The following is a 23930-nucleotide window of genomic DNA, read 5'->3' as shown; positions in this document are numbered from 1 at the left end:
CTTATTATGACATGATCCGCATTCAAAAAAAAGCAAACTGCTTGTTCCACTTAATGAGAATTCGCTGTTTTTTTCATGCGTAATTGAGAGGTAGTAAATAATAAAATCGCCACCCAGATACAAAGAAACGTCACGATTTTAGCTGAAGATAAATGCTCGTGATACACAAATAACCCCAAAAACAGCGTAATCGTCGGTGCAATGTATTGTAAAATGCCCACTTGATAAAGAGGAATTCTTTTTGCGCCTTCAGAGAATAAAAGAAGTGGCACCGCTGTAAAGACCCCTGCAAAGAATAAGAGACCAAGCGATCCGAAGCTGTTAGGATTCATTGTCACCACAGGTTCTTTTAAGAAGAACAATATGTACACAAGGGCCGCCGGGGCTAAAAGCAGCGTTTCAATTGTCAATCCAATTGCACTCGTGAAGCTCATTCTTTTTTTAATCAATCCATAAAAACCGAAGCTAAAGGCAAGTAATATCGCAACGACAGGAAATGAACCGTACTGAATCGTGGAAAGAATCACCCCAGTGGCGGCAATTAGTATCGCAATGGTTTGTAATTTATTGAGCCGCTCTTTCAAGAAAATGATGCCTAGTAAAACAGAGACAAGCGGATTAATATAATACCCTAAACTAGCTTCTAGCATGAGATGGTGATTGACTGCCCAAATGTACACATACCAGTTAACCGAAATTAAAATAGCAGATAAAAGTAGTGAAAAAAGTGCTTTACCATCCAGCATGAGACCCTTCACTGTCTGCATCGCCGGCCGGACTTGTTTTAAATACAGAAGAATACCGCACATAAAAACAAATGACCATAAAATTCTGTGCGCTAAAATTTCGCCTGACGAAATATGCTCCATCAGTTTCCAATATAACGGGAATAATCCCCATAATGTAAAAGATGCTGCCGTATAGAGAACACCTTTTGATTGTTGCTGATCGTTCAATCTAACCATTCCTTTCTAAACCTATCGTATATTATAGCACGCACTCAGGTGAATGGGCATATACTAATTCAGGGCATTTAGAAAGGATGATTTGCATGTTTGACTGGAACCGATTATTCCCTTTTCAAAAGCAATTTTCAAAAGAAGCCTTAAAGAATTCAGACCCTAAAGACGTTGAGCAGTATGTCAATCAAGTGATGGAAAGTGTATTCGGCTCCAATTATCCTGCTCAGTTCCCTTTTCAGGATCCACTCTCTCAACATCAAAAAACGAGAGAAACAGACGTCAAAAAAGAAAAAGAACCCGAAGTGGAAGTGTTCGAAACCACTGATCACGTGTTCGTTAAAATTGAGCTTGCTCGGCCGAACACAGAAAAAGTAAAAATCAAACATACAGCCAACCTGCTGTTTATTGATCATTTTCCTGAGGAAGGCACGCAGAAGAAAGTTGTCCTTCCTGCTGCTGTAAAAAGAAAAGGAACGAAGGCTTCGTATCAGGACGGTATTTTGGAGATTATGTTTTTAAAGCATGATGATCCGGGGATCTCTGAAATCGATATTCCATTATAAAAAGCCTGCTTTCATATAGAAGCAGGCTTACTCTTTTTTCTTAATAGTATGGTGGATATCCGCCGCCATAAGGTGGTGGAGCAGGCGGTGGTGGTGGCGGGTAATATGGACGGGGATAATTAAAAATCGCACTTCCTAAAAATCCGCCAAGCAGTCCGCCGACTAAAGGAGCGCCAAAACCAAAAAACAAAGGGACTCTGGATTCATATGGCGGAATGCCAGGGGCGCCGCCTCGGAAATACGGAGTATGAGGGTACATGCATTTCTCCTCCTTTGTCATGTGCCTAACATCAGCATATTCATCAGGAGTCAAAACGTTTGGGCAAACCTGAAACTAGGCTTGCTCCTTTTTTTCATGAGATTCTGTATACTCCCCTGCCCACCTAGATACCTCATGAAACACATTATTTAGCGCATTTCCTTTTTCAGTTAAACAATAAATGACTTTAACAGGCGTCTCAGGCAGAACAGTTCGCTCTATAATCCTTTCTTGCTCAAGTTCTTTTAAACGCTCTGCGAGCATTTTTTGACTGATAGATGGGATAATGTCCGTCATGTCTTTAAAGCGCTTTGGGCCATCAAGCAATACATGAATAATGAGACCATTCCACCTTTTGCCTAGCAGTAAAAAAGCTTGCTGAATGTGTGGACATAATTGAAATTCCATAAATTTCAGCCTTTCTTTTCATGATTGTTTGACAAACTAACGGTATACAATTTAAAATAGCTCTAGTTACAATAAGTAAGTTTCTCACTTTTTTAGTTATTGTACCATACTATTTGCAAAAACGGGAGGAAATATCCATATGGCGACTGATCAAAAAACAATTGACATTTTAAAACAAAGAGCTTCAGTAAAAGAGTATGATACAACTCATGAAATGACAAAAGAAGAGCTAACAGAGCTGCTTGATATCACAACTAAAGCACCATCTGCGTGGAACCTTCAGCATTGGCATTTCACTGTTTTCCATAGTGCTGAATCTAAAGCGAAGTTACTTCCAATCGCTTACAACCAAAAGCAAATCTCACAAGCATCAGCTGTTATTGCTGTACTAGGTGATCTTGAAGCCAATCAAAATGGTGAAAAAATCTACAGTGAGCTGGCAGAACAAGGCTTCATTACTGAAGACATCAAAGAAACATTGATGACTCAAATCAATGGCGCATACCAAAGCGAGCAGTATGCACGTGAAGCTGCGTATTCAAATGCTTCATTAGCTGCTATGCAATTAATGATTGCTGCAAAAGCAATGGGCTATGATACATGCGCAATGGGTGGTTTCAGTAAAGACGCCTTCATCAAAGAATTCAATGTAAGCGGACGTTATGAGCCAGTCATGTTGATTTCAGTTGGTAAAGCAGCGAAAGAAGCTCATAAAAGCAATCGTTTCGACATCGAACAAGTATCTGATTTCCTTTAAAATTGGCAAGGCCTCAGCTTTCATGCTGAGGCTTTTTTTATTTGGTTTAAATATTATTCCTACATACTTTCTTTTCACTTTACTCCTTTTCACCTCCATTCTTTCTCCCTTTTTAAGAATGAAAGCGTTATATTAGTATGATATTCGCCAAAATGATTGTTTTTTCTGAAAATGGACTTGTGATCTAATCTGACAACTGCTATTATTATGAAATTACAAAAAATTCAGGAGGGAATCATGAATAAAAAATTGATACTGGCACTACTTATAGCGATTCCATTCATCGGACAGCTCGCACTGCTGCCCTTTGCGAATCGTATTCATCCATTTGTGATAGGGCTGCCCTTTTTCCACTTCTGGCTCTTACTATGGATTGTTCTCACACCAATCTGCACATTCATCATTTACCGGATGCAACATTCAAATGGAGGAACTGACTAATGCAAGGAAATTTAACAGCTTTATTGATTACTGCAAGTATTATTTTCATCGTCGTGGTCATCGGATTTGCCGCTGGCCGGGATAAATCATCGAGACAGTCAGTAGAGGAATGGTCTGTCGGCGGGAGAAAATTTGGCGGTCTGCTCGTCTGGTTCCTCGTAGGCGCAGATTTATATACCGCTTATACCTTTTTAGGGCTCACTAGTACAGCCTATACAGCTGGAAGTGTCGCTTTTTTCGCTATCCCCTATTCAGTTCTAGCGTATTTTATTGCTTATTTCTTCTTACCAAAGCTATGGACGGTTGCGAAAAATCACAACCTCACAACGCTCGCTGATTATGCACGTGAGCGGTTTGACAGCAAGCTGTTATCCAGTTTGATTGCGATTATTGGAGTACTTATGCTGATTCCTTATATTTGTCTTCAGCTGAGCGGGATTCAAGATACGTTAACTGTCGCTGGTACTAGTTATATTAATGTGAATGCAGTTGTTATTATTTCATTTATTTTAGTCGCACTTTATACATTTTTCAGTGGTATTAAAGGTCCTACATATACAGCCATTATTAAGGATATTCTCGTTTGGGTCATCATGCTGTTTATGGTGGTTTCACTGCCAATCATTCATTTTAACGGCTGGACCCCGATGATGAATACGTTAGCTAAGGAAGCGCCACAGCTTCTGACAATTCCTGACGGCGGTCCTAAAGGCATTTTATGGTTCATTACCGCTTCAGGCGTTTCTGCCCTTGCTTTGTTTATGTGGGCACATGCGGCAACTGGGGTTTTTACAGCCAAAAGTGCAGATGCCATCCGTAAAAACAGTATGTTTTTGCCTCTTTATAACATCGTATTGATTTTGGTCATCTTCCTTGGATTTATTGCCTTTTTAGTCTTACCTGAAGATACAAATCCAAGATTTGCTCTTCTTCATTTAATTCAAACGTCATATGGTGGTGTGATGCAGGGCCTCGCTTATTCAACAATTGCACTGGCTTCCCTCATTCCATGCTCGATCATGGCCATTGGCGCATCGAATTTATTTGCCAATAATTTATACCGTGACTTAATTCATCCGAATGTATCACCAAAAAGATTGACCATCATTACACGTTCAATGGTGTTTATCGTCATCGGACTGGCCCTTTTATTCGGGATGCTCTTCCCAACAGCACTTGTGACGCTTCAGCTCATTGGCGTTTCAGGAATGGTTCAAATTTTCCCAGCCATTGCGATCAGCTTGTTCTGGAAAAAACAATCGAGAGAAGCAACGATTGCGGGGTTAGTTGTTGGCATCATCGTCACCTTTACAGCCAATATCTCACAAGTCACGTTCGGTCTTTATGAAGGTTTTCTCGGTTTACTAGCAAACGTTGTGGTCATCTTGATCTTGAATCCATTCTTCCAAAAGCATGTCACAGACAATTCTGTCATAAATGATCTTTTTGAAAAAGATAACGAAAAAACAGAAGCGACTGTAAACAACGCGTAAACATAAAAAGAGCAGTCCCCCTTATGAGGACTGCTCTTTCTTTATTTCATTTCTTTTTTCAAAACTTCAATGGCTTTTTTCATTTGTGTATCATTGTTCTTTAACTTATCTTGGATCTTTGTCATCAATACTGTCGTTGTATCTCCTGTCAGAATACCGTCTGTTTTCAGATCGTTGTCTGTTTGGAAGCGTTTGACGATAGACTGGAAAGCTTGATCGTACTCACCATTTGCTTTTGCTTTGTAGCCAAGCGCTTGGAACATTTTTTGAGCCGCTTTGACTTCATCTCCATTGTCATTCAGCTGATACGATTTTTTCGGACTTAAGTATGGCAGCTTTGCATAACTTGGGAGCGATGCTTTGACCTGTGGTTCAATTCCTTTTTTGTGAATCCAAGAACCATCCGGCGTCAGCCACTTGGCAATGGTTAACTTGACGCTAGAACCATCATTATAGCTTTGTGCATTTTGAACAGTTCCTTTACCAAATGTCTTTTCACCAATAATTTTGATACCTGAAGATTGGTGCAGAGCCGCCGCCATGATTTCAGCAGCGCTTGCTGAGCCGCCATTTACAAGAACAACTGCCGGCTGATGAACTTTACGTTCTTTTTCAGCCTTGTACTCTTCTTTCTTCCCTTTTTCTTCAACTTGCATGATGACTTTCCCTTTATCGATAAAGTCATTACTCATTTCAATCGCTTCTGTCATAATGCCGCCTGGATTATCTCTCAGGTCGATGACAAAGCCTTTTGCCCCTTTTTTCTCGAGGTCATCAATGGCTTTATCTAGCTCTTTCGATGTTGTTTCAGCAAAGGACGTAATTTGGATTTCTCCTATTTTGTCTTTTGTGAGTTTTGCATACACCGTTTCAAGCGGAATGGTGTCTCTTGTGATCGTCACATCAACATTGCCCACTCCTTGGCGGTTAAGGTGCAGCTTGACATCCGTTCCTTTTTTCCCTCTAATAAGAGAAACTGCTTTATTGACCGACATGCCTTTTGTGCTTTTCCCATCCACCTTTAAAATACGATCATGAGGTTTCAACCCGGCTTTTTCAGCAGGAGAGCCTTTAATCGCTGCGACAATTAAAATTTGCCCATCCTTCTCTTCTACTTGTGCACCAATTCCTTCAAATGATGATGAAATGGTGTTGTTAAATCCTTCGGCTTCCTCCTGATCCATATATGTAGAGTATGGATCATCAAGTGATGCAATCATTCCTTGAATCGCACCATCTACTAGTTTTTGATCATCCGTTTTTTCGTAATACTCATCTTTTACCTTCGTATACGCCGCCATGAGTTTACTAAACTTCTCGTCTCCTGAGACACTGACAGCCCCTTGTTTTGTGATCACAAATGTAATCGCAGAGGACAGGGCCGCTGTCACCAGAATGGCGATCACGAACTTAAATTGTTTTTTCAAAAAAACACCACCTTTATCTCCTTTCATTATTATCAAGGACGATGCTTCATCCGTCAACCAAAGGATCGAAGTTCTCTTTGAAAAGATAAGCCATTTGACCTTGCATTGCATAATCTTTAAAGAGGAACTTGATAAGGAAAGAAGGGATTTTATGAGTGATTATGTAGAAATGCTTGCCTATTTTGGCGTATCCAGTGCCCATCCTGGCGGAATTGAGTTAACAAAAACGATGCTTGAGCATATAAAATTGACGCCGGATGCACGTATACTGGATGCGGGATGCGGGACAGGACAAACGGCGGCATATTTAGGAAATATCGGTTATCAGGTAGAGGCGATTGATACACATCCTTTGATGATTGAAAAGGCCAACCTGCGATTTGAGCGAGAAGAACTGCCGATCCGCGCATTGCAAGCATCGATTGAACAGCTGCCATTTCCAGATGAAGCGTTCACTCTTCTCATCAGTGAATCTGTTTTAAGCTTCACAAACCTTCCTGCTGCACTTGCTGAGATCCAACGAGTGCTTGCCCCTGGAGGTCAAATGATCGCAAATGAAGCTGTGTTAAAAGCACCCCTTACACCAGAGGAGCTCGCCACCGTACGAGATTTTTACGGGTTCCACTCACTCTTTTCACTTGAAGAATGGAAGGAGCAGCTAAAAGCAGCAGGATTCCATGACTTTCGCATTCTCTCATTTGATGAACACATGGTACAGGAGGAGCCGACAGAAATGGAATTATCTGAACACATCCCGCCTTCTCTTTACGAAACGCTGCAAACACACTACGATCTGATTCAAGCGCACCGGAAGCAGCTAAGCCACATTCTATTTGAATGTACCGTATAAAATGAGCGAATCTCCTATATGTTTTGTCCAAACTCTATGAGGTCTCTCGCATAGGATAAGAGTGAAAAGAGTTTGTCATAAGGAGGAAAAATATGGAGCGCTATCAAAAGCTTTGTCAGCAGCACATGGGAAAAGTCGCTAGAATCACAGATCGTAATGGCAGAGTGCATGTCGGACGCATTGAGCGGGTGACAAACCGTAAAGTGTATATTCGTCCAGTCGGCGGTTCTCGCGGCGGCTTTGGCTTTGGTTATTACGGAGGGTATTACGGCTGGGGTGCCGCTTATGGCATCGGGCTTGGTTTCATTACAGGTTTCGCATTAGCAGGATTGTTCTTTTTTTAAAAGAACAATAAAGAAGGCCCCCCGAATAGCTGGGAGGCCTTTTTATTTGATTAGATTTTCTTCACTTTGTTCATGTACTCTTCAAATGTTAAATCGTGATCATGCATCGCTTTTGCTGCTTCTTTTCCAACATAGCGCAGATGCCACGGCTCATATTCATATTTTGTAATATCTTCTTTTCCTTTTGGATAACGAATGATAAAACCATATTTATAGGCGTTTTTAGCCACCCATTTGCCATCAGGTGTTTCACCAAACTTTTCAGAGATGTCAAAGCCGGCACTTTTTGAGGAAATGTCCATGGCAAGGCCTGTTTGATGTTCACTTTCGCCTGGTAAAGCTACTGCTTCCTGCGCTTTGTCTTTGCCTTTTAATTTGACTTCACTATCAAAAATGACTTTTTGACGGTCATAGGAGCGATAGCCAGATACTGCAGCCAGCTCGAAGTTTTTCTTTTTCGCATCTTTGAATAACTTCTCAAGTGCTTCCGCTGCTTCTTTACGAATATATCGTTTTTCAATATCCTCTGAAAAAGAGAATTCTACTTTTGGTACAACGAGATCAGAAGGTTTATAGGTTCCTGGTAATGCGTATTCTTTGTTGACAAGAGCTAGCACGTTTGCAGGATTTTGAATGGTTTTCAACCCACTTACCACCTTGATGTCATTGAAATATTCACTCTTTAATGTCAGCTCTTGATCCGATGAATCTGCTGTATTGTTTGAGTTTTGCTGGGTAGATGAATTTGCTGCGCTCTTTTGTTCGTTTGTTTTGTTCGATTCAGATGTACCGCTTTTTTGATCCAGCAACTGGCAGCCCGATAGTGCGGCTGTCAAACCAAGAATCGATGCGATTGAGAGTATTTTATAGCTTTTCTTCATGACATACCTTCCTTTTGCTCTTCTAAAAAAATAAAGATGCGCTACATCGTAGCACACCCTTTATACTATTATAAAACGGAGTCTAGTGCAATTAAGATCATTTCGTCAAATGTCGTTTGACGCTCTTCAGCCGTCGTTTCTTCTCCTGTGAGAACATGATCACTCACTGTCAGAATGGATAACGCTTTTCGATCAAATTTTGCTGCAAGCGAATAAAGAGCTGTTGTCTCCATTTCAATCGCTAGGATACCGTATTGAGCCATGAGTTCAAGTGGTTTTTCATTGTAAAATTGGTCTGCTGTAAATACATTACCGACACGTACAGCGACATTTTTTGCTTCTGCTGTATCGTAGGCTTTCTTAAGCAGTCCAAAATCAGCGCAAGGTGCGTAATCAATCGGTCCAAACGCCACACGATTCATTTGTGAGTCTGTTGAAGATGTTTGAGCTAAAATGACATCACGCACGTTGACATCCCTTTTGATAGCCCCGCAAGATCCGACGCGGATTAAGTTTTGAACATCATAGCTTTGAATGAGTTCATTCACATAAATCGAAATAGAAGGTACGCCCATTCCGGTACCTTGTACAGAAACGCGCTTTCCTTTGTAGGTTCCAGTATAACCATACATTCCGCGCACTTCGTTATAGCATTCGACATCTTCTAAATATGTATCTGCAATATATTTCGCACGAAGCGGGTCGCCTGGCAGCAATACCGTTTCTGCAATTTGTCCTTTTTCTGCTCCAATATGTACACTCATTTTTTAGCCTCCACTTACGTTTACTATGTGATTTATCCTATTTAGTATAAACGATTGAGCCTAAAAAAGAAAATACCAGCTGAAGCTCAAGCTGGCATCGTCAATCATCTATTTAACTCATCGTTATCAGTCGTTCACTGCGTTTCCATCCTGCCGGAAAAAGCTGATAATAGCACTTTCCTTTCTTCTTATCATCAATCACAACAATATCACCTGTTGTCATAAACCGTGCATTGTAATCATTAGGGACTGTATCATGTACATTAAATGTCGAGAATGCTTTTTCCAGAACATCCAGGTGTGTTCTGCCGCCAATCTTTGTCCGGTACACAGGCTGATGCCCGCTTGCAGCGCCATATTCAGGTGTCTGATAAATGGTTAAGTGAAATGCTGAAGGTTTCTTTTGAAAAAATCTCAACGTCAATTGCATTCAAATCCCTCCCCTTTTATATAAAATTGGCTGGGGTCTGTCAATTTCCTTCTTCTATTTTTGTCGAATGACAGACAATTTTTCGTCAATCTTTTTACAAATGAGAAATAAAGCAAGTCCTATCGCAAAACCGCCTGCAACATCTGTCAAATAATGAACACCGATATACATTCGGCTGATCCCAATCAAAAGAACACAGAACCCCGTGATCAAGTAGACGATTTTTTGTCTTTCTTTCAGCCATGGAATCATTTCAACTAATAGATAAGCTATAAAAGGATAGATTGTGGCTGCATTCATCGAATGTCCGCTCGGAAAGCTGTAATACGTTTCATTGACAAGATGATCAAAGGCCGGTCGCTCTCTAGCAAACAGTCCCTTTAGTTCATGATTGATGGTTTTTTCTGTGAGATATAATAGAAAAAGCATCATGATAGAGTAATAGCGCTTATACATGAATAGTACGACACTAAAAATGAGCATGATTGGGACGAGCAGCGCACTAATGCCAAAGTCCGTCAAAGTCAGCATGACATCATTTAAAAAAGGGAGTCTGATGCTCTCAAACCATAAGATGATCTGGTTGTCCAATTCTTGACCCGCACCAGATACCATGAGCGCAGCAATGGCGCCAAATAAAATCAAAAGAAATAGGATATACACGCGAAAGATTCTCCTCCCTCTCTCTTCAGAATCTCTTCAAAGTATAGTGCCTACCACGCCTCTTCTTCAACTATCATTGCTTTTTTCAGCATATATTCAAACGTAATGTCAGCCAGCTCAAACGTTTCCAGCTCAGCAGGTATGTACCCTCTTTTGACCAGCTCCATGTAGAAGAATTCCGCAATTTCCTCTGTATCAATCACCAAATCTGCTTCTTTCATTACATTCCGCCTCCTTTTTTATGATGTATGAACGACGCCTGTTTTTTATTACAGTTTGTCATAATGGCTCATTCCATACATATAAATGCAGTAAACAAAAAGAAAAGGGGGTTGAGGCAATGAAATGGTTAAGCATATTAGATGGAGAAACGTTTGATCAGGTGATGGGCCGTATCTTGAGGGGATGGTTTTATGTGATTGTTTTTTTCTGTGTGCCTTATTTTTTATTCGTGTTAGGACAAGTCTTTCTTTAACCAAAATGCTCGTGTAAACTTTCCAATATAAAATCCATCATATCTTTGTATTCTGGATCTTCGAAAAATTCGTAGAGAATTTTATAGTCATTATATATATCAAGAAGCTCATCCACTATAGATACAGCGAGGAATTCTAGTGAAGCTTCGCTTTCTTGTTTCTCTTCTAATTGTAATAGAGCCGTTTGAACCATATCTTCTTCCATTTCTTTTGAGGTTTCACCGACGTAATGCACAAAAAGAAGCTGATGAACGAACTGGTCCATCTCATACTTCCTCAGGACAAGCGTTAAGTCTTCCTCTTCTGTTTCCAGCCACTCTCCGTCCTTTAGCCTCGTGAGTTCGTAAATGACATCTTCCCAGCCGTCATCAAGGTATCGCCATATTTCAGTCCGATGGCCAATAATTTTAAATAGCTCTTTTCCGTAATCTTTTACATATACAACATCGCCAATGAGGAACTCATATTCAATGTCCAGCTTTTCTGTATCCACAATCACCCCGTCGTACTCATCGTAAAGCTGAAGTGATGTTTCAAAATAAAGCACCTCATTATGATTGACCTCATACAAATAGTGCTGGTCAATTTGATGGACTTTTGTAATCGTTCCGACTGTGCCGTACATGACAACGACGACAATATCCCCTACTTGATATTTTGGTGCTTTCGCCTTCATTCTGTCTCCCCCTTGCCCGACTTTTGGTCTTAACGTATCGTATGCCGGCGCAAGGAATTCTGCATGGGCAACCACACCATGCAAAACGCCATTTTATTTCTCATAAAAAAAACCGCTTCTCCCATCCGGAACAAGCGGTTGTTTGTTATTTTTTTTTGACTTCTACTTCATATTGCTCAAACGCTTCGTCAAATGTTGTCATTGAGCTCAAATAATCGCCATTTAATTCTAAATAGGCACACAGCTCATGATAATCAGTGGACGCTTTCGGGAAGCTGTGATCCTCATAAGCAGCATTTGCAAAATGGCTGATTTCATCTTTCGGTTTTGGATGTCTGTACTTCATTAAATAATGGTAAAACGACTTCACCTGTTTTCCCTCCGCGACACTCTATTTTGTTGTTATATTATACAGCAATTTGATGACTTGTATAGGCGGAGGTACAACTTATGATGAAAAGTCAAAGTAATTTCGCTTTAATAACCGCTCCATGCTCATTAACTCTTCGTATGAAATTTTTTCTGGAAGTTTTGTCTGATCCACTAAAATTAATTGATCTTCTATCTCTTTGACCGTCTCATCCTTTTGATATAACATGCCGCAGTGCGTGCAGGAAATGGACGGTGTTTCGATGATTTCAATTGATTGTGTGCCAGTGATCAGTTCCCAATAGACTGTTGTCTGCTCTGCGTTTGCTTTGTTTTCCTCACACCAATCACATGTCAGCAAGGTCATTTCTCCTCCTTTACAGTTTGATCTTTTTTGAGCTGTGCTTGATATTTTTTCTCTTTTAATTCATCTCGTTTTTCACGTTTGTTTTTGAGTGTGTCATGCTCAGGATTTGTCTCATATGCTTCTCTTCGTTTCATCCGGCTTAAATTCTCAGGCGTAAACGATTTCGCTTCATCCTGAAATAGTGCGGTAACACCAATTGCCGGTTCTTGTTTCTCTTCATAAATTTCATTAAAATATGCATCTGCCTGCCCTGCGACGTAATGCTCTGGTTCAGGGTAAGAGGTGATCACACCTTCAAAGTTACGAAGAACGACTTTGTCAGGGCTTTGCGATAATAAATAATTTGGCTGTAAGGCGATCTTTCCTCCGCCTCCTGGTGCATCTACAACAAAGCTTGGCACGGCATACCCGCTCGTATGCCCTCTTAAGCCTTCAATGATTTCAAGACCTTTTGATACTGGTGTTCTAAAGTGGCCAATCCCCTCAGATAAATCACATTGATAGATATAATAAGGTCTGACCCGTATCTTCACGAGATCGTGCATCAGCTTCTTCATAATCGGCACACTGTCGTTAATACCTGCAAGGATGACAGCCTGATTACCAACAGGGACGCCGGCATTCACAAGACGTTCGCACGCTTCTTTGGCTTCTTTCGTAATTTCAATGCTTGTATTGAAATGGGTATTCAGCCAAACCGGATGATATTTTTTCAAAATCTCGCACAGCTCATCTGTAATGCGCTGCGGAAAGACGACCGGCGCGCGGGTTCCTATCCGAATGATCTCAACGTGCGGAATGTCTCGTAAGTTTTTCAAAATGTATTCAAGCACTTGATCATTGATTAAGAGCCCATCTCCGCCGGAAATTAACACATCCCGCACCTCAGGTGTTTCTCTAATATATCCAATGGCAGCATCTAACTGCTTTTTTGGCACGCCCATACCGATCTGGCCGGAAAAACGTCTTCTCGTACAATAGCGGCAGTACATGGAGCACTGATTTGTTACAAGAAAGAGCACACGATCTGGGTACCGATGCGTTAACCCCGGGACAGGTGAGTCCTCATCTTCATGCAGCGGGTCTTCCAAGTCATATTTTGTTTTATGCAGCTCCTCAGCGATTGGCACAGATTGCATACGTACTGGGCATCTTGGATCGTCTGGATTCATCAGTGAGGCATAGTAGGGTGTAATGTTGAGTGGAATGGTTTTGGTGGAAATCTTCACCCCTTCTCTTTCCTCTTCTGTTAAGTTCACGATTTTCTCTAAATCTTCAAGCGTTTTCACGGTATGCGTCAGCTGCCAAATCCAGTCGTTCCACTTTTCCTCAGGTACATCCTTCCAAAGCTCAATGTCCTTCCAATGACGCGCCGGTTCATACAGTTTCTGATTCATATCCATTCCCCCTATCAGCATTCACCTTATACTATGCAAGTTATGTGCCAACATGGGAAAATGCCCCTATTCTTTACAAAAGGAGCTTTACCCGTGATATTCAATGGATGGTGGTGCCTATTTTTCGGCATCTGCATATTTCTTCAGTTTATACTGCAGCGTTTGTCGAGGGATTTTTAAGGCTGCGGCGGTTTTTTTAATATTGCCATGATGCTGATTTAAAGCTTCTTGAATCAAAGTCTGTTCAAATGAAGAAACCTGACTTTTTAAGGAGGCGTCGGGTGTTTCTTCCTCGAGCTTCTGCGTACGTAAATGAGCAGGAAGGTATGAAGGTGTGATGTCTTCCGCTTCCTTTGGCATCATCAATACGGCATGCTCAATGGTATGTTTTAATTCTCTGACGTTTCCCGGCCAGTGGTGAGCCATAAACAATTGTTCCGTTTCTTCAGAAAGGCGAGTGACGTTTTTTGAAAACTGCTGATGATAGGTTTGAATGAAATGGCGGGAAAGCAGCGGGATGTCTTGCTTTCTCTCACGAAGCGGCGGGATATGAAAAGATGACACATGCAGTCTATAAAATAAGTCTTCTCTTAAAATTTGCTTTTTCACCGCTTCAAATGGGTCCATATTGAGTGCAGTAATGAGTCTTACATCCACTTGAATCGCTTTTGCATCCCCAATACGGCGCACAACACCATCCTCTAACACACGTAATAATTTCGTCTGCAGCGTGAGCGGCATCGCTTGCAGTTCATCAAGAAAAAGCGTGCCTCCATCAGCCAATTCAAAGAGCCCCTTGCGATCAATTGCGCCCGTATAGCTCCCTTTGACAGATCCGAATAATAGGCTCTCAAGTAGCGATTCTGGAAGTGCTGCACAGTTTTGCGGAATGAACACTTGGTTTTTCCGGTCAGATTCATGAACAATGGCTTGAACGAGCACTTCTTTCCCTGTCCCTGTTTCCCCGTAGACAACAACTGATGACGGATAAGCAGCTGCTTTTTTTGCCTTTTCAAGCATTTCTTTTAAGAACGGATCATTTGTTAAAAATGAAGCAAAATCATGCATTTGTTCTGCCCCAGCCACATCGTGTATCCGTTTTTTCTGATCTAAACGATTTGAAAGAGCTGACAGCTTCGATACATCTTTTGCGACTTCGACCGCGCCTATTAGCTTGCTTTCTTCAATAATGGGCAATGTCGTGTTGACGGTTTCAATTCTTTCTCCGTTTTTATTCAAATAGGTTTGCAGCGAATGATAAATGGGCTTCCCAGTTCTCAAAACATGCATAAGCGTACTTGTTTTTTCTGTTAAAGAGGGATACACCTCAAGGATGTACTTGCCAATCACCTCTTCTTTTTGTAAACAGTCAAACTTAGCGGCATTATGATTGTAAAAGATCGTCATGCCTTGATCATCTACAACATGAATGGCTTCATCAATGGCTTCTAAAATTAATTCAAACCAATCCGCTCTTTCGACAACTTTCCCCATTCTTTCCCCCTCACTTTCAGTGCCAAAAAACCGGCGTCTATTGCCGGATTTTCAGCGGCTTGATCATCTTCATCACACCTTCTCCTGTCCTTTCATGTTTCGCTTTTTCCTTGCAACTTCCTGCTTTTTTTGTCTATAGCGTCAAAAAAGCACCCCTCTTATGAGGAGTGCTTTCGCCCTGATGTTTGATAAAGAGACATATCGAATTCTTGCAGCGATTCCATATACAGCGGCACTATCGGCTTTCCTTCTTGAAATAACGTAAATTGGGAAGGGTATAAATTAATTGGCTGATGATAAAAAGCAAATCGCTTCACGACATCAGGATCAATACGGTAAAAGGTATGATGCATCAGTAAATAGACATCTTGTTTCCATTTAAACAGCCGCCTGTTTGGCGGACTAAATACTGGAGAAACTTGAATGATGCCGCCATCTTCAAACATCTGAAGCCGTTCATTTGAAATCGTATAGATCTCCTTAGGGTGAAACTGAAAATATTGCACGTCACGTTTTGCAGCAAATCGCCTTTTTTTCTGATCTTCAATATAATAGAACGTTTTTCCATGATCTGCCGTGACAACTGTATAATTTGGTACTGCCAGCATGTCTTTCATCTCATATTTCATCGCACATAACGATGGCACCCGAATTGCGCGCCTGTTTTTTTCGTTCACCCAGCACCTTTCAATTTCATGAAGATTGCCGCCTGCGATTTGGTAGTAATCCCCTTCCTTTTCAATCACCGTTCCGTCAATGAGATCATACGGCATACTCGAAAACAGATGATGAAAGGAATGAGGGGTTTTATACGTTGTATCAAGTACATCTCTTAATGGAAAAAACGCGGCAAATTGATTCAGCCTCATCCAAAAAACAGAATCTGCATGATGCCAGTGTTTCGGCTCATCAGCCCAATATTGTCCGTATTTTTCATGAATTAGCGGAAGCAAACGCCTTCTGTGCATGACCGAACAATGATCCACTTGAAAGGACGCATGCTCCAAGATTTGGTCTGCTTCACGCACAAAGCTCATGGTCTCGACTAAATGCTTATCAACATGCACGACCCGCTGCGAGGAATACACAATATCGATATGAGGATTCGACTGAAAAACATCCACCATTTTCTGCAAACGATCTTGATGATACACAGTATCATCTGTTAAATAACAAATGAGCTGACCTGTTATACGGGTTAGCGCTTCATTAATAAGCGTCGCATACCGAACGGTTAACAGCCGTTTTGCAGGATGAACCGTGCGTGAATACAGATGAATGCGTTCATCGTCTAAATAGGGCTGGATCTTTTGGATGGTGCCTTGTTCTGAGCCATCATCCATAATCAGAAGCTCCCAATTTGAATACGTTTGTTCCACCATACTCTTTAGCACACGATCAATGAAATCAGGTTTATTGTAGCTTGTTAAAATTACCGATACTTTCATGATCATTATCCTTTTTAATTAGATTAAAAAGCCCCCCAGCTGACAATGTTCACGTAAGGAACATTCACTCTTAGCTGATTTGTCACGTTTTTAAAGACCGCTACTGTATCAAAGAGCTGCACAACAACTACGTTTTGAAGGACCTCTCCATTGACTAAATGAACACGTGGCAGCGGAATGCCAAGCTCAAGCCATGGACGAAGTAATTCTTTGATGTCTGACACACTCTCTTCCTCACTTTCTTCTAAAAGACGAAGAAGAAGTAAAATCAAGATGACTTCAAGTACTCCTTCTGCTTCTAGTAATTCTTCGTTCCAACCATTTAATAATTGTTCAAATTCCATTCATAATCCCTCTCTCTTCACATTTAATCTTTACTAGAGTATGAGAATCACTTCATTTAGCCTCAGCATTTGAAAACATTTTTAAAAATGTGTGAAGTAATTAAATGAAAAAAAGAACAAAGAATCAGCGTTCTGCTTATACCAAAAAAAGTGAACGGCATATACATAGGGGTGAGTTTGAATTGATGAAGAAAGGATGGGGAAAAAATGAGCGACAAGCGTGCCGAATTAAAAAAAGAACTATTGAAAGTGTTTTTCAAACCACTTACTCGTGCATTAACAGTTAATCTTGAAGAAGGAGGAGTTCAAATGGAAGAAAAATTGAACAATTTATTAAGTGAAGTGGCAGCTGAGGCATCACCTTCAGATTCTGCTACAACACTCGATGTATCGCAGCCAGCAAGATGGATTTTTGCAAGACTTGCACCAGGAACCGTCATTAGCATTGTCACTGACTCAGGAGATTTAATCGGGCCAGTTCAATTCGTAGCATTCAATGCTTCAACGGGTGTTGTATTTGTTACACAAGAAAGCTCAGTTACACCAACAGGCTCTGCAACGACTTTATTAGATGTAGATAAAGTTGAAAGTGTTACGTTCACATCTTAATGTGAGAGGGCCATCATGAAGCTTCTTTATATCAGCTCTGGCTACGGCGGAATCTATCACATGTTTGATCAATGGGTAGAAGAGAGCTTCATTGATTCCCCCTTTTCATGTGTAAAAATTGATCGAGAATCTCTACCCGCTCACATGCACAAAATCCGGACATTTTCTCCGGATTTTGTTTTGATGATGATCGGTGATCATGTTCCGAGCGAAGTGCTTCATCAATTCAAACAAGAAAAGATCCCGATCGTTTTGTGGATGACAGAAGATCCCTTTTATACAGATGTGTCAGCTGCTTGCACGCGTGATGCGCGGCTCATATTAACGATTGATGAAGGAGCTTTGCCATTTTACAAACAATTGGGCATAGGTCACACCCACTACTTTCCCATTCCGGCAAATACACGTGTTTTTCAACAAAACGAATCGCCTGAAGAGATGTGCAACTATGACATTGCACTCGCCGGCTACCCTTATCCCAACCGCATCAAAGCCATTGATACACTCTTACAACAGAACAAATGGCGGATTCTCGTTGCAGGTAAGGAATGGCATCGTCATTTAAATAAGTCACGAAGACATTATCGAGATCTCACACTAGTGACCAATTGGCTAAGCCCTCAGCAAATGGCGGACATCTATCAGCAATCAGCGATTGTTCTTAACCCGCACAGGCCGGCTCAGTTTGCCTATAATAAAAACAAAGCCATGATTCAAAATGTAAGCCTGAACAACAGAGCGTTTGATATCGCTGCAGCTGAAAGCTTTCAATTGACGGATCTACAACCGCCGCAAGCTTTTTCAAGCTTCGTTTTTTATAAAGATGAGGACGATTTGCTGGAACAGGTTGAATATTATGGATCAAATGCCGAGAAAAGAAAAGCGATCGCACGAAACAATTACGAACAAGTCGTTCCCTGGAATACATTTGAGACATTTCCACACAGGCTTTATGAGATTGTAAAAAGCGCCCTATGACCGGGCGCTTTTCTCGTTGAAATTCATCTTATGCATAACCCTCCGCATCTCGCCGAGCCAATAAGACTTTCTCCGCTTTCTCAAGGTCTTCCTCCTGTTTCACCACGAGTGATTTTTGGCAATCCATGATATACGCTCCAACAGATCCTTCTAAAAAGGAATGAATGCATTCTTTTGCATATGGAACATGAAAAGCATACACTGCTCCATTTAAACGGCCATACGTATATGGCTGCTCATGCTTTGGCATGAAAAAGTAATGATTGTCCTTATATAAAGTGGCTTCATTATTCTCATGCAGTGTCCATGTTTCATTTGGGTTTTCTAGCGCCTCTGTAAAAGATGCCATGCAGTCATAACTCCCTTCTACTAGAAGCTGCAAGCACTTCTCAATATCTTCCGGCTCTCTTAAAGGAGACGATGGATGCAAATATAGAACAATATCAAAGGTCTTCCCCTCACGCTCTAAATAAGCAAGCGCATGCTTCACAGCTATGAGTGACGGTGTTTGTTCCGTTACATGCGTGTCTGGCAGTTCAATCACATGGGCTCCGTAGTGAGATGAAATGATTTGAGTATTGACATCCTCTGTAGAGACGATGACTTCATCTAACTCAATCATTTGCAGTAACGGCTGAATGGTCCAATAGATGAGCGGCCGCTCCGCCAATACGCGAATGTGTTCATCATGCTGATCGCGCCTACTTCTAAAAGCTGGTATCAAGGCTAAAATACGATTTCCCCTATACATGTATTCCCTTCTCCCCTCGCGCAAAGCTCTCTTCATTTTCATCCGAGCTGATCGCAGTACTGAAGTGTTCAGGTCTCTCGTTTTTCTACTTGTTCTCTTATCTCTCCATATTCTATTAAGACGTCAAGCAGATGGTTATAATTTGTTCACCTAATTTATATAGAAAGTGGTTCTTTTCCTCAAACGGATGCCGCTCTTTCACATATGATGCAAAGTAGAGAAATGAGAGTTGGGGGATTAGATATGTCCAAAAAGAGAGAAACGAGTTTGAAGGCTTTTTTTCGTGACAAAACGATATTAGTCACAGGCGGTACGGGTTCGATCGGCCGTCAAATTGTGAAAAAATTAACATCATGCTCTCCAAAGAAGATAATCGTCTTCAGCAAAGATGACAGCAAACAATACATGATGAAAAATGAGTATGCAGATCACCCAGAAGTTGCATTCGCTTTAGGAGATGTACGAGATGCAAGCCGCGTGAGACAGCTCGTCAAAGGCGTTGATATCATCTTTCATGCAGCCGCCTTAAAACAAGTACCCACTTGTGAAGACAATCCGTTTGAAGCAGTGCAAACGAATATTATCGGCGGGCAGCACGTCATTGAAGCCGCAATCGAACATGAAGTCAGTCATGTTGTCAACATATCAACTGACAAAGCGGTTTCTCCGACAAATGCCATGGGTGCAACAAAATTAATTTCAGAAAAACTATTTTTCCAAGCAAACGAAAGTATTCCGAATCAAAAAACGATGTTTTGCTCTGTGCGTTTTGGCAATGTGCTTGGATCAAGAGGTTCAGTCATTCCCATCATGCTCCAGCAGTTGTTAAATGAAAAACCTTTGACCGTAACTGACCCTAATATGACACGTTTTTTTATGTCCATCGAAGAGGCTGTCTCCCTCACACTTCAAGCAGCGATCATGATGAAAGGCGGCGAAACGTTCATTCTCAAGATGGAGTCATTACAGCTTGCTGATCTCTTAAAAGCGTTTCATGAATATGCCGCTCAAATCAATGTCGCACCCCCGGATATTCTCGTTGTTGGGAAAAGACCTGGAGAAAAGCTTCACGAAGAGCTCACATTTCAGCACGAAGCAGATGCACTATTTGAGCATGAACAATTTTATGCCATTTTACCAAGACCACAACTGCACGCTGACTTTCAAAAAGTCGACTTAACCAATTACACATCAAATGAAGCGCCTCTCATTACAAAAGAAAAGCTATTCCACATCATTGAACAATTACATCACACGCATCATAAAAAATAAAAAATCGTCACACGGAAGCAGATGCCTTCCATGTGACGATTTTTAAATAGATCAATCAAATAGATGTTTCAAATCCCCATAGCCTTCTTTTTCAAGATCATCTTTTGGGATAAACTTCAAAGCGGCTGAGTTAATACAATACCGAAGACCATTTGGTCCTGGTCCATCAGGAAAGACATGACCTAGATGAGAATCAGCTGTCTTGCTGCGCACCTCTGTCCGCACCATCCCATGGCTCGTATCCACCTTCTCCGCTACTTCCTCATCTTCAAGCGGCTTTGTGAAACTCGGCCAGCCGCAATGGGCATCAAACTTATCTAAAGATGAAAAAAGCGGCTTGCCTGAAATGATATCCACATAAATGCCTTCTTCTTTGTGATCCCAGAATTCATTTTGAAATGGCGGCTCAGTGCCATTATTTTGCGTGACTTCGTACTGCATTCGGTTTAATTCTTTCAGACGCTTTTCTTTTTCGTTTGTCATGATTTATCACTCCAATGGGACTCAATAAAACCCGCTCTGCCCGAACCGACATGATATCGTTCGTAGTGCATTTTGTTCTTTTTATAATAATGCTGATGATATTCCTCTGCGGGATAAAAAGGACCAGCATCTAAAATTTCTGTCACAATTGGCTTTTGGAAAGTGCCGCTTTCGTTCAGCTTCTCTTTCGATGCTTCTGCAAGCTTTCTCTGCTCGTCATGATGAACATAAATACCTGTGCGGTAGGACTCTCCTCTATCACCAAATTGCCCTCCATCATCTGTTGGGTCTATTTGCTGCCAATACAGTTCTAATAGCTTTTCATACGGGAAAACGTCTGGATCAAACGTGATTTGAACCGCTTCTCTATGTCCCGTTGTATTTGTACATACTTCCTCATAGGTCGGATTCACTGTATGTCCGCCAGTATACCCTGATTCAACTTTGATAATGCCCGGCTGTTCATCAAAAGGTTTAACCATACACCAGAAGCAGCCTCCTGCAAATGTGGCTAATTCTTGTTTTTCAGACATATTAGTGCCCCCTTCATTTAAAAAATGGTATCATCATATTATAACATGATGAAAAATAATGAAAATGATACGACTTGTATACCTAAAATAAAAGAAAGCATTCTGTCGTATCTTAAAATATAATGGGGGTTTAATGATTGGAACAAAGAAAACAAATGATGTATGAAATGGATTCTTTACTGAGAACCGTATTTAAGCAGATCCGTTATGAGATTAACAGCCTGCTCGAAAACGAATTATCTCGGAATGAATTTCTCATTTTAAATCTGCTTCGTGAGCAAGGTGCAAAAAAAGTAACGGAATTTGCGTCCATTCTAGGGGTGTCAGCAAGCCATATCACAGCTGTGACCGACACACTCGTAGAAAAGGGCTGGATTACCCGTATCCGTTCTAAAGAGGATCGCCGCATCATCAAAATCCACTTAACCGATAAGGGTAAGGAAATTACTGAGCATTTTGAGAAAAAGAAAACAGAATACTTTATGGAGCGATTTGAGTCATTCGACGACGAAGAACTGAAAACAATGATCAAATTATTTAAAAAGCTGGATAAAAGTCAAAAGGATTAAGCATAGATTTTAGCGCTCTGGACATGCTACGGATAAAAAGAGGTGGAATGAACCATGACAAGCCCTTATCTTTGTCCAAACTGTAAAACAAACAGAACGCGCTTTAATCTGATTGAGCAGCTTTCAGAACCTGTGAAGCTGGATCCTGCGACCGGAGCAGTTGTCGAAAGATACGAAGGAGAGCAGCTTTCTCCTTTTCACGTGAGCTATCAAGGTCCTCAAATAAAAGTCCAGTGCGGCGTTTGTGGTTTAATTGAGGATGAAAAAACGTTCATTAAGCTAGCTGAATATCATCAATATTCTTCTCCTTCTTAACTTTCGGGCCTGACGGAAAACGTCAGGCTTTTTTCTATGCTTCTTTTGCCTATACAGATCGCCTTTTTCATGCATACGCTACAAAAAACACCATCGCATAAGAAAGTAGGGATTGATGACATGCAGCAGCTCTCTTATCATGGCTTTCCATACCGTCCGCTCGCTGCGGGCTTCGAGCACCCTCAAAGCAGCCTTTCATCCAAAGCCTTTATTCGGCTCTTTCACGCTGCACCAGATCTTAGTGAGCTCGCTGTATATGTGAATCGGAATGAGGTCTTGAAAAAAATGCCTTACAGTCATTTGACAGCTTATATGGAGTGGGATGAGGGAATTTATGAGATAGAAGTGTTCAAGCTGGCTACAAAAGAAAGAGTTCTTCATTCTTGCATGATGATTAAACGTAGCGAGATTTACACCCTATGTATCACAGGTGCTCATGCAGGTTTTGCGCTGCTGACAGAGCGGCAAGACCCTGTGATTCAACACGAGGACCTGTCAGCCCTTACATTTGTCCATCTGTCTCCAGACCTTCCTTCCATTGATATATATGAACGTGATCAAGGGATGTTATCAAAGGAGCTTCATTATGTACACGGCACTCACATTCATCATTTCTCCCCGAATAAATATCATTTTGAATTAAAAGCCGCCGGTACTCAAAGTGTACTGCTTGATATCCCAAAAGTTCATCTGCAAGCAAATCGCGCATACCTCATTCTGCTTCATGGCTTTGCTAACGGAGAGCCAGAGCTTATGGCGAAGGTGGTCTTGTCTCAGCAAATATAAAAAAGAGCCTTTCCTCAATGGAAAAGGCTCTTTACGAGACATCTTCAGCTTTTTCTTGCTTTTGAAAATCAAAAGCAAGAATCATGATACCTAGAAATAATGCACAATAGGCAATATTTAAGTAAAACTGATCGATATTTTCTGCTCTTAAATCAGTGGCAGCTGTAATGCCAAAGTACGCAGCAAATAAAAGCGACAGTAAACTAAAATATTGATAGACTCGCTTCATGATTTCACTCCTGACTCACTTTCTATTGCTTTGGATGATAATATGAGAACTCAATTTCATCGTTCTCTAGATCAATTTTGTTTGCTTTCACATACATATCATTCGTCAGTGGCATTTCTGAAAGGCGTACTTCAACCGTTTTTTGATCCGGTTTCACATGAACGAATTCTGGCAGTTCATAGAACTGGCCCATGTAGCTTAAAACAAAACTAATCGGAATGCTCAATTGTCCAATTGAAAGGCCATCCACTTTCAACAGCACATCACCATTATCTTCGACAGTTGGCGTAAATGAGACGTTTGCATCAATAGTCGAAGAGAAAGCTTTAATTGCGCCTGTTACTTTCACATCTTGATCGATCGCCACATGAAAGTCTGGCATATCACTTGATCCTTGATTTTTCAAGTAATCATTGATAAAGCTGGTGAGCGATTCCTTTGAGCTAGATATATTAAAAGAATACTCGCTTTTTAATTCTTTAGTTGAAGCGGATTGACCGCCTGGCAGCATCATCAAAATACCGCAGGCAAGAACAATCAATAGATTGATTGCAAGTAAAATAAAAAATAAGCTTTTCCACTTTTTCATACG

34 protein-coding genes are annotated in these 23930 nt (G+C 41.0%); 13 read left to right on the top strand and 21 right to left on the bottom strand.

Translation table 11 applies throughout. From position 1 onward, the window contains the following. Window positions 1–50 precede the first annotated feature (50 nt). Window positions 51–956, bottom strand: a complete 906-nt coding sequence (gene rarD / locus C6Y02_RS09195) for an EamA family transporter RarD (RefSeq protein WP_106031086.1) — start codon at window positions 954–956, stop codon at window positions 51–53. A gap of 95 nt (window positions 957–1051) precedes the next feature. On the opposite strand from rarD, the gene C6Y02_RS09190 reads away from it, so the two are divergent. Then, window positions 1052–1525 carry an Hsp20/alpha crystallin family protein gene (locus C6Y02_RS09190; protein WP_034660938.1) on the top strand — a complete coding sequence of 158 codons (474 nt, stop codon included), beginning with the start codon at window positions 1052–1054 and terminating at the stop codon, window positions 1523–1525. A gap of 40 nt (window positions 1526–1565) precedes the next feature. Here the strand turns inward: C6Y02_RS09190 and C6Y02_RS09185 are convergent, their stop codons facing one another. Together C6Y02_RS09185 and C6Y02_RS09180 are read right to left on the bottom strand one after the other, a co-directional pair. Then, window positions 1566–1784 (bottom strand): hypothetical protein, encoded by a 219-nt coding sequence (locus C6Y02_RS09185; RefSeq protein WP_024422697.1) that lies wholly within the window; start codon window positions 1782–1784, stop codon window positions 1566–1568. A 75-nt stretch (window positions 1785–1859) separates the two neighbouring features. Then, a complete protein-coding gene (locus C6Y02_RS09180) occupies window positions 1860–2192 on the bottom strand; it encodes a winged helix-turn-helix transcriptional regulator (RefSeq protein WP_034660940.1) in 333 nt (110 codons plus the stop codon). Window positions 2193–2331: 139 nt separating this feature from the next. Between C6Y02_RS09180 and C6Y02_RS09175 the strand changes: the two genes are divergently transcribed. From C6Y02_RS09175 to C6Y02_RS09165, 3 genes are all read left to right on the top strand, one after another. Beyond that, window positions 2332–2949, top strand: coding sequence for a nitroreductase family protein (locus C6Y02_RS09175; protein ID WP_034660941.1), 618 nt, complete (start codon window positions 2332–2334; stop codon window positions 2947–2949). Between the two features lie 237 nt (window positions 2950–3186). Further along, window positions 3187–3390, top strand: a complete 204-nt coding sequence (locus C6Y02_RS09170; RefSeq protein WP_034660942.1) for a DUF3311 domain-containing protein — start codon at window positions 3187–3189, stop codon at window positions 3388–3390. After that, window positions 3390–4883, top strand: a complete 1494-nt coding sequence (locus tag C6Y02_RS09165; protein ID WP_034660944.1) for a sodium:solute symporter family protein — start codon at window positions 3390–3392, stop codon at window positions 4881–4883. The genes C6Y02_RS09170 and C6Y02_RS09165 overlap by 1 nt, the downstream gene beginning before the upstream one ends. Window positions 4884–4924: 41 nt before the next feature. Here C6Y02_RS09165 and C6Y02_RS09160 read toward each other — a convergent pair whose 3' ends face one another. Continuing rightward, entirely contained in the window at window positions 4925–6310 is a 1386-nt protein-coding gene (locus C6Y02_RS09160; RefSeq protein ID WP_106031085.1) for a S41 family peptidase, read from the bottom strand. 151 nt (window positions 6311–6461) lie between these two features. On the opposite strand from C6Y02_RS09160, the gene C6Y02_RS09155 reads away from it, so the two are divergent. Both C6Y02_RS09155 and C6Y02_RS09150 read left to right on the top strand, forming a co-directional pair. Then, window positions 6462–7160: a class I SAM-dependent methyltransferase gene (locus tag C6Y02_RS09155; RefSeq protein WP_106031084.1), complete on the top strand. Its 699-nt coding sequence runs from the start codon at window positions 6462–6464 to the stop codon at window positions 7158–7160. Window positions 7161–7252: 92 nt separating this feature from the next. Further along, entirely contained in the window at window positions 7253–7504 is a 252-nt protein-coding gene (locus C6Y02_RS09150; protein ID WP_003216113.1) for a hypothetical protein, read from the top strand. A gap of 50 nt (window positions 7505–7554) precedes the next feature. Here C6Y02_RS09150 and C6Y02_RS09145 read toward each other — a convergent pair whose 3' ends face one another. From C6Y02_RS09145 to C6Y02_RS09125, 5 genes are all read right to left on the bottom strand, one after another. Further along, complete coding sequence (locus C6Y02_RS09145; RefSeq protein WP_060596558.1) at window positions 7555–8385, bottom strand: M15 family metallopeptidase; 831 nt, start codon at window positions 8383–8385, stop codon at window positions 7555–7557. A 68-nt stretch (window positions 8386–8453) separates the two neighbouring features. Then, window positions 8454–9149, bottom strand: a complete 696-nt coding sequence (gene deoD, locus C6Y02_RS09140; RefSeq protein ID WP_012010274.1) for a purine-nucleoside phosphorylase — start codon at window positions 9147–9149, stop codon at window positions 8454–8456. 112 nt (window positions 9150–9261) lie between these two features. After that, window positions 9262–9579 (bottom strand): YodL domain-containing protein, encoded by a 318-nt coding sequence (locus C6Y02_RS09135; protein WP_034660949.1) that lies wholly within the window; start codon window positions 9577–9579, stop codon window positions 9262–9264. A gap of 54 nt (window positions 9580–9633) precedes the next feature. Next, window positions 9634–10242: a phosphatase PAP2 family protein gene (locus C6Y02_RS09130; RefSeq protein WP_034660950.1), complete on the bottom strand. Its 609-nt coding sequence runs from the start codon at window positions 10240–10242 to the stop codon at window positions 9634–9636. A gap of 50 nt (window positions 10243–10292) precedes the next feature. Next, complete coding sequence (locus C6Y02_RS09125) at window positions 10293–10463, bottom strand: YozD family protein (protein WP_066030762.1); 171 nt, start codon at window positions 10461–10463, stop codon at window positions 10293–10295. A gap of 119 nt (window positions 10464–10582) precedes the next feature. Here C6Y02_RS09125 and C6Y02_RS19610 point away from each other — a divergent pair, with 119 nt between their 5' ends. Beyond that, window positions 10583–10717, top strand: coding sequence for a hypothetical protein (locus C6Y02_RS19610; protein WP_258182067.1), 135 nt, complete (start codon window positions 10583–10585; stop codon window positions 10715–10717). Here C6Y02_RS19610 and C6Y02_RS09120 read toward each other — a convergent pair. The 7 genes from C6Y02_RS09120 to cgeC form a co-directional block, all read right to left on the bottom strand. Continuing rightward, the gene (locus C6Y02_RS09120; protein ID WP_012010279.1) at window positions 10714–11394 is read right to left on the bottom strand and encodes a hypothetical protein; all 681 of its coding nucleotides are present in this window, start codon (window positions 11392–11394) and stop codon (window positions 10714–10716) included. The genes C6Y02_RS19610 and C6Y02_RS09120 overlap by 4 nt on opposite strands. A 145-nt stretch (window positions 11395–11539) precedes the next feature. Continuing rightward, complete coding sequence (locus C6Y02_RS09115) at window positions 11540–11764, bottom strand: YozE family protein (RefSeq protein ID WP_003215834.1); 225 nt, start codon at window positions 11762–11764, stop codon at window positions 11540–11542. 78 nt (window positions 11765–11842) lie between these two features. Further along, the gene (locus C6Y02_RS09110) at window positions 11843–12130 is read right to left on the bottom strand and encodes a YokU family protein (RefSeq protein ID WP_034660952.1); all 288 of its coding nucleotides are present in this window, start codon (window positions 12128–12130) and stop codon (window positions 11843–11845) included. Next, window positions 12127–13527 (bottom strand): lysine 2,3-aminomutase, encoded by a 1401-nt coding sequence (gene kamA / locus C6Y02_RS09105; protein ID WP_034660953.1) that lies wholly within the window; start codon window positions 13525–13527, stop codon window positions 12127–12129. The genes C6Y02_RS09110 and kamA overlap by 4 nt, the downstream gene beginning before the upstream one ends. A 117-nt stretch (window positions 13528–13644) precedes the next feature. Further along, the gene (locus tag C6Y02_RS09100) at window positions 13645–15021 is read right to left on the bottom strand and encodes a sigma-54 interaction domain-containing protein (RefSeq protein ID WP_106031083.1); all 1377 of its coding nucleotides are present in this window, start codon (window positions 15019–15021) and stop codon (window positions 13645–13647) included. A gap of 158 nt (window positions 15022–15179) precedes the next feature. Further along, window positions 15180–16475 (bottom strand): glycosyltransferase family 2 protein, encoded by a 1296-nt coding sequence (locus tag C6Y02_RS09095; RefSeq protein ID WP_106031082.1) that lies wholly within the window; start codon window positions 16473–16475, stop codon window positions 15180–15182. Between the two features lie 17 nt (window positions 16476–16492). Beyond that, window positions 16493–16813 carry a spore maturation protein CgeC gene (gene cgeC / locus C6Y02_RS09090; protein ID WP_034660957.1) on the bottom strand — a complete coding sequence of 107 codons (321 nt, stop codon included), beginning with the start codon at window positions 16811–16813 and terminating at the stop codon, window positions 16493–16495. A 207-nt stretch (window positions 16814–17020) separates the two neighbouring features. Here cgeC and C6Y02_RS09085 point away from each other — a divergent pair, with 207 nt between their 5' ends. Both C6Y02_RS09085 and C6Y02_RS09080 read left to right on the top strand, forming a co-directional pair. Next, complete coding sequence (locus C6Y02_RS09085) at window positions 17021–17422, top strand: hypothetical protein (protein WP_106031081.1); 402 nt, start codon at window positions 17021–17023, stop codon at window positions 17420–17422. 15 nt (window positions 17423–17437) lie between these two features. Next, on the top strand, window positions 17438–18400 hold the full coding sequence (locus C6Y02_RS09080; RefSeq protein WP_106031080.1) for a CgeB family protein: 963 nt from the start codon (window positions 17438–17440) through the stop codon (window positions 18398–18400). 28 nt (window positions 18401–18428) lie between these two features. Here C6Y02_RS09080 and C6Y02_RS09075 read toward each other — a convergent pair whose 3' ends face one another. Continuing rightward, complete coding sequence (locus C6Y02_RS09075; protein ID WP_106031079.1) at window positions 18429–19151, bottom strand: acylneuraminate cytidylyltransferase family protein; 723 nt, start codon at window positions 19149–19151, stop codon at window positions 18429–18431. A 243-nt stretch (window positions 19152–19394) separates the two neighbouring features. Here C6Y02_RS09075 and C6Y02_RS09070 point away from each other — a divergent pair, with 243 nt between their 5' ends. Then, complete coding sequence (locus tag C6Y02_RS09070) at window positions 19395–20423, top strand: SDR family NAD(P)-dependent oxidoreductase (RefSeq protein WP_106031078.1); 1029 nt, start codon at window positions 19395–19397, stop codon at window positions 20421–20423. A 51-nt stretch (window positions 20424–20474) separates the two neighbouring features. Here the strand turns inward: C6Y02_RS09070 and msrB are convergent, their stop codons facing one another. Beyond that, entirely contained in the window at window positions 20475–20906 is a 432-nt protein-coding gene (gene msrB / locus C6Y02_RS09065) for a peptide-methionine (R)-S-oxide reductase MsrB (protein ID WP_060596568.1), read from the bottom strand. Then, window positions 20903–21439: a peptide-methionine (S)-S-oxide reductase MsrA gene (msrA, locus tag C6Y02_RS09060; RefSeq protein ID WP_034660967.1), complete on the bottom strand. Its 537-nt coding sequence runs from the start codon at window positions 21437–21439 to the stop codon at window positions 20903–20905. Before msrA ends, msrB begins: the two co-directional genes overlap by 4 nt. Before the next feature lie 137 nt (window positions 21440–21576). Between msrA and C6Y02_RS09055 the strand changes: the two genes are divergently transcribed. From C6Y02_RS09055 to C6Y02_RS09045, 3 genes are all read left to right on the top strand, one after another. Further along, entirely contained in the window at window positions 21577–22008 is a 432-nt protein-coding gene (locus C6Y02_RS09055; protein ID WP_034660968.1) for a MarR family transcriptional regulator, read from the top strand. 54 nt (window positions 22009–22062) lie between these two features. After that, window positions 22063–22323, top strand: a complete 261-nt coding sequence (locus C6Y02_RS09050; RefSeq protein ID WP_034660970.1) for a hypothetical protein — start codon at window positions 22063–22065, stop codon at window positions 22321–22323. 69 nt (window positions 22324–22392) lie between these two features. Then, window positions 22393–23109, top strand: a complete 717-nt coding sequence (locus tag C6Y02_RS09045; RefSeq protein ID WP_223256519.1) for a DUF4397 domain-containing protein — start codon at window positions 22393–22395, stop codon at window positions 23107–23109. A gap of 31 nt (window positions 23110–23140) precedes the next feature. Here C6Y02_RS09045 and ypmT read toward each other — a convergent pair whose 3' ends face one another. Both ypmT and C6Y02_RS09035 read right to left on the bottom strand, forming a co-directional pair. Continuing rightward, on the bottom strand, window positions 23141–23338 hold the full coding sequence (gene ypmT, locus C6Y02_RS09040; RefSeq protein ID WP_034660972.1) for a protein YpmT: 198 nt from the start codon (window positions 23336–23338) through the stop codon (window positions 23141–23143). A 22-nt stretch (window positions 23339–23360) separates the two neighbouring features. Continuing rightward, entirely contained in the window at window positions 23361–23927 is a 567-nt protein-coding gene (locus C6Y02_RS09035) for a YpmS family protein (protein WP_034660973.1), read from the bottom strand. Between the last annotated feature and the right edge of the window lie 3 nt (window positions 23928–23930).

This window comes from Bacillus sp. NMCC4, from assembly GCF_002998555.1.
In the GTDB taxonomy this organism is placed as follows: domain Bacteria; phylum Bacillota; class Bacilli; order Bacillales; family Bacillaceae; genus Bacillus.
This window is presented reverse-complemented; position numbering and strand designations above follow the sequence as displayed.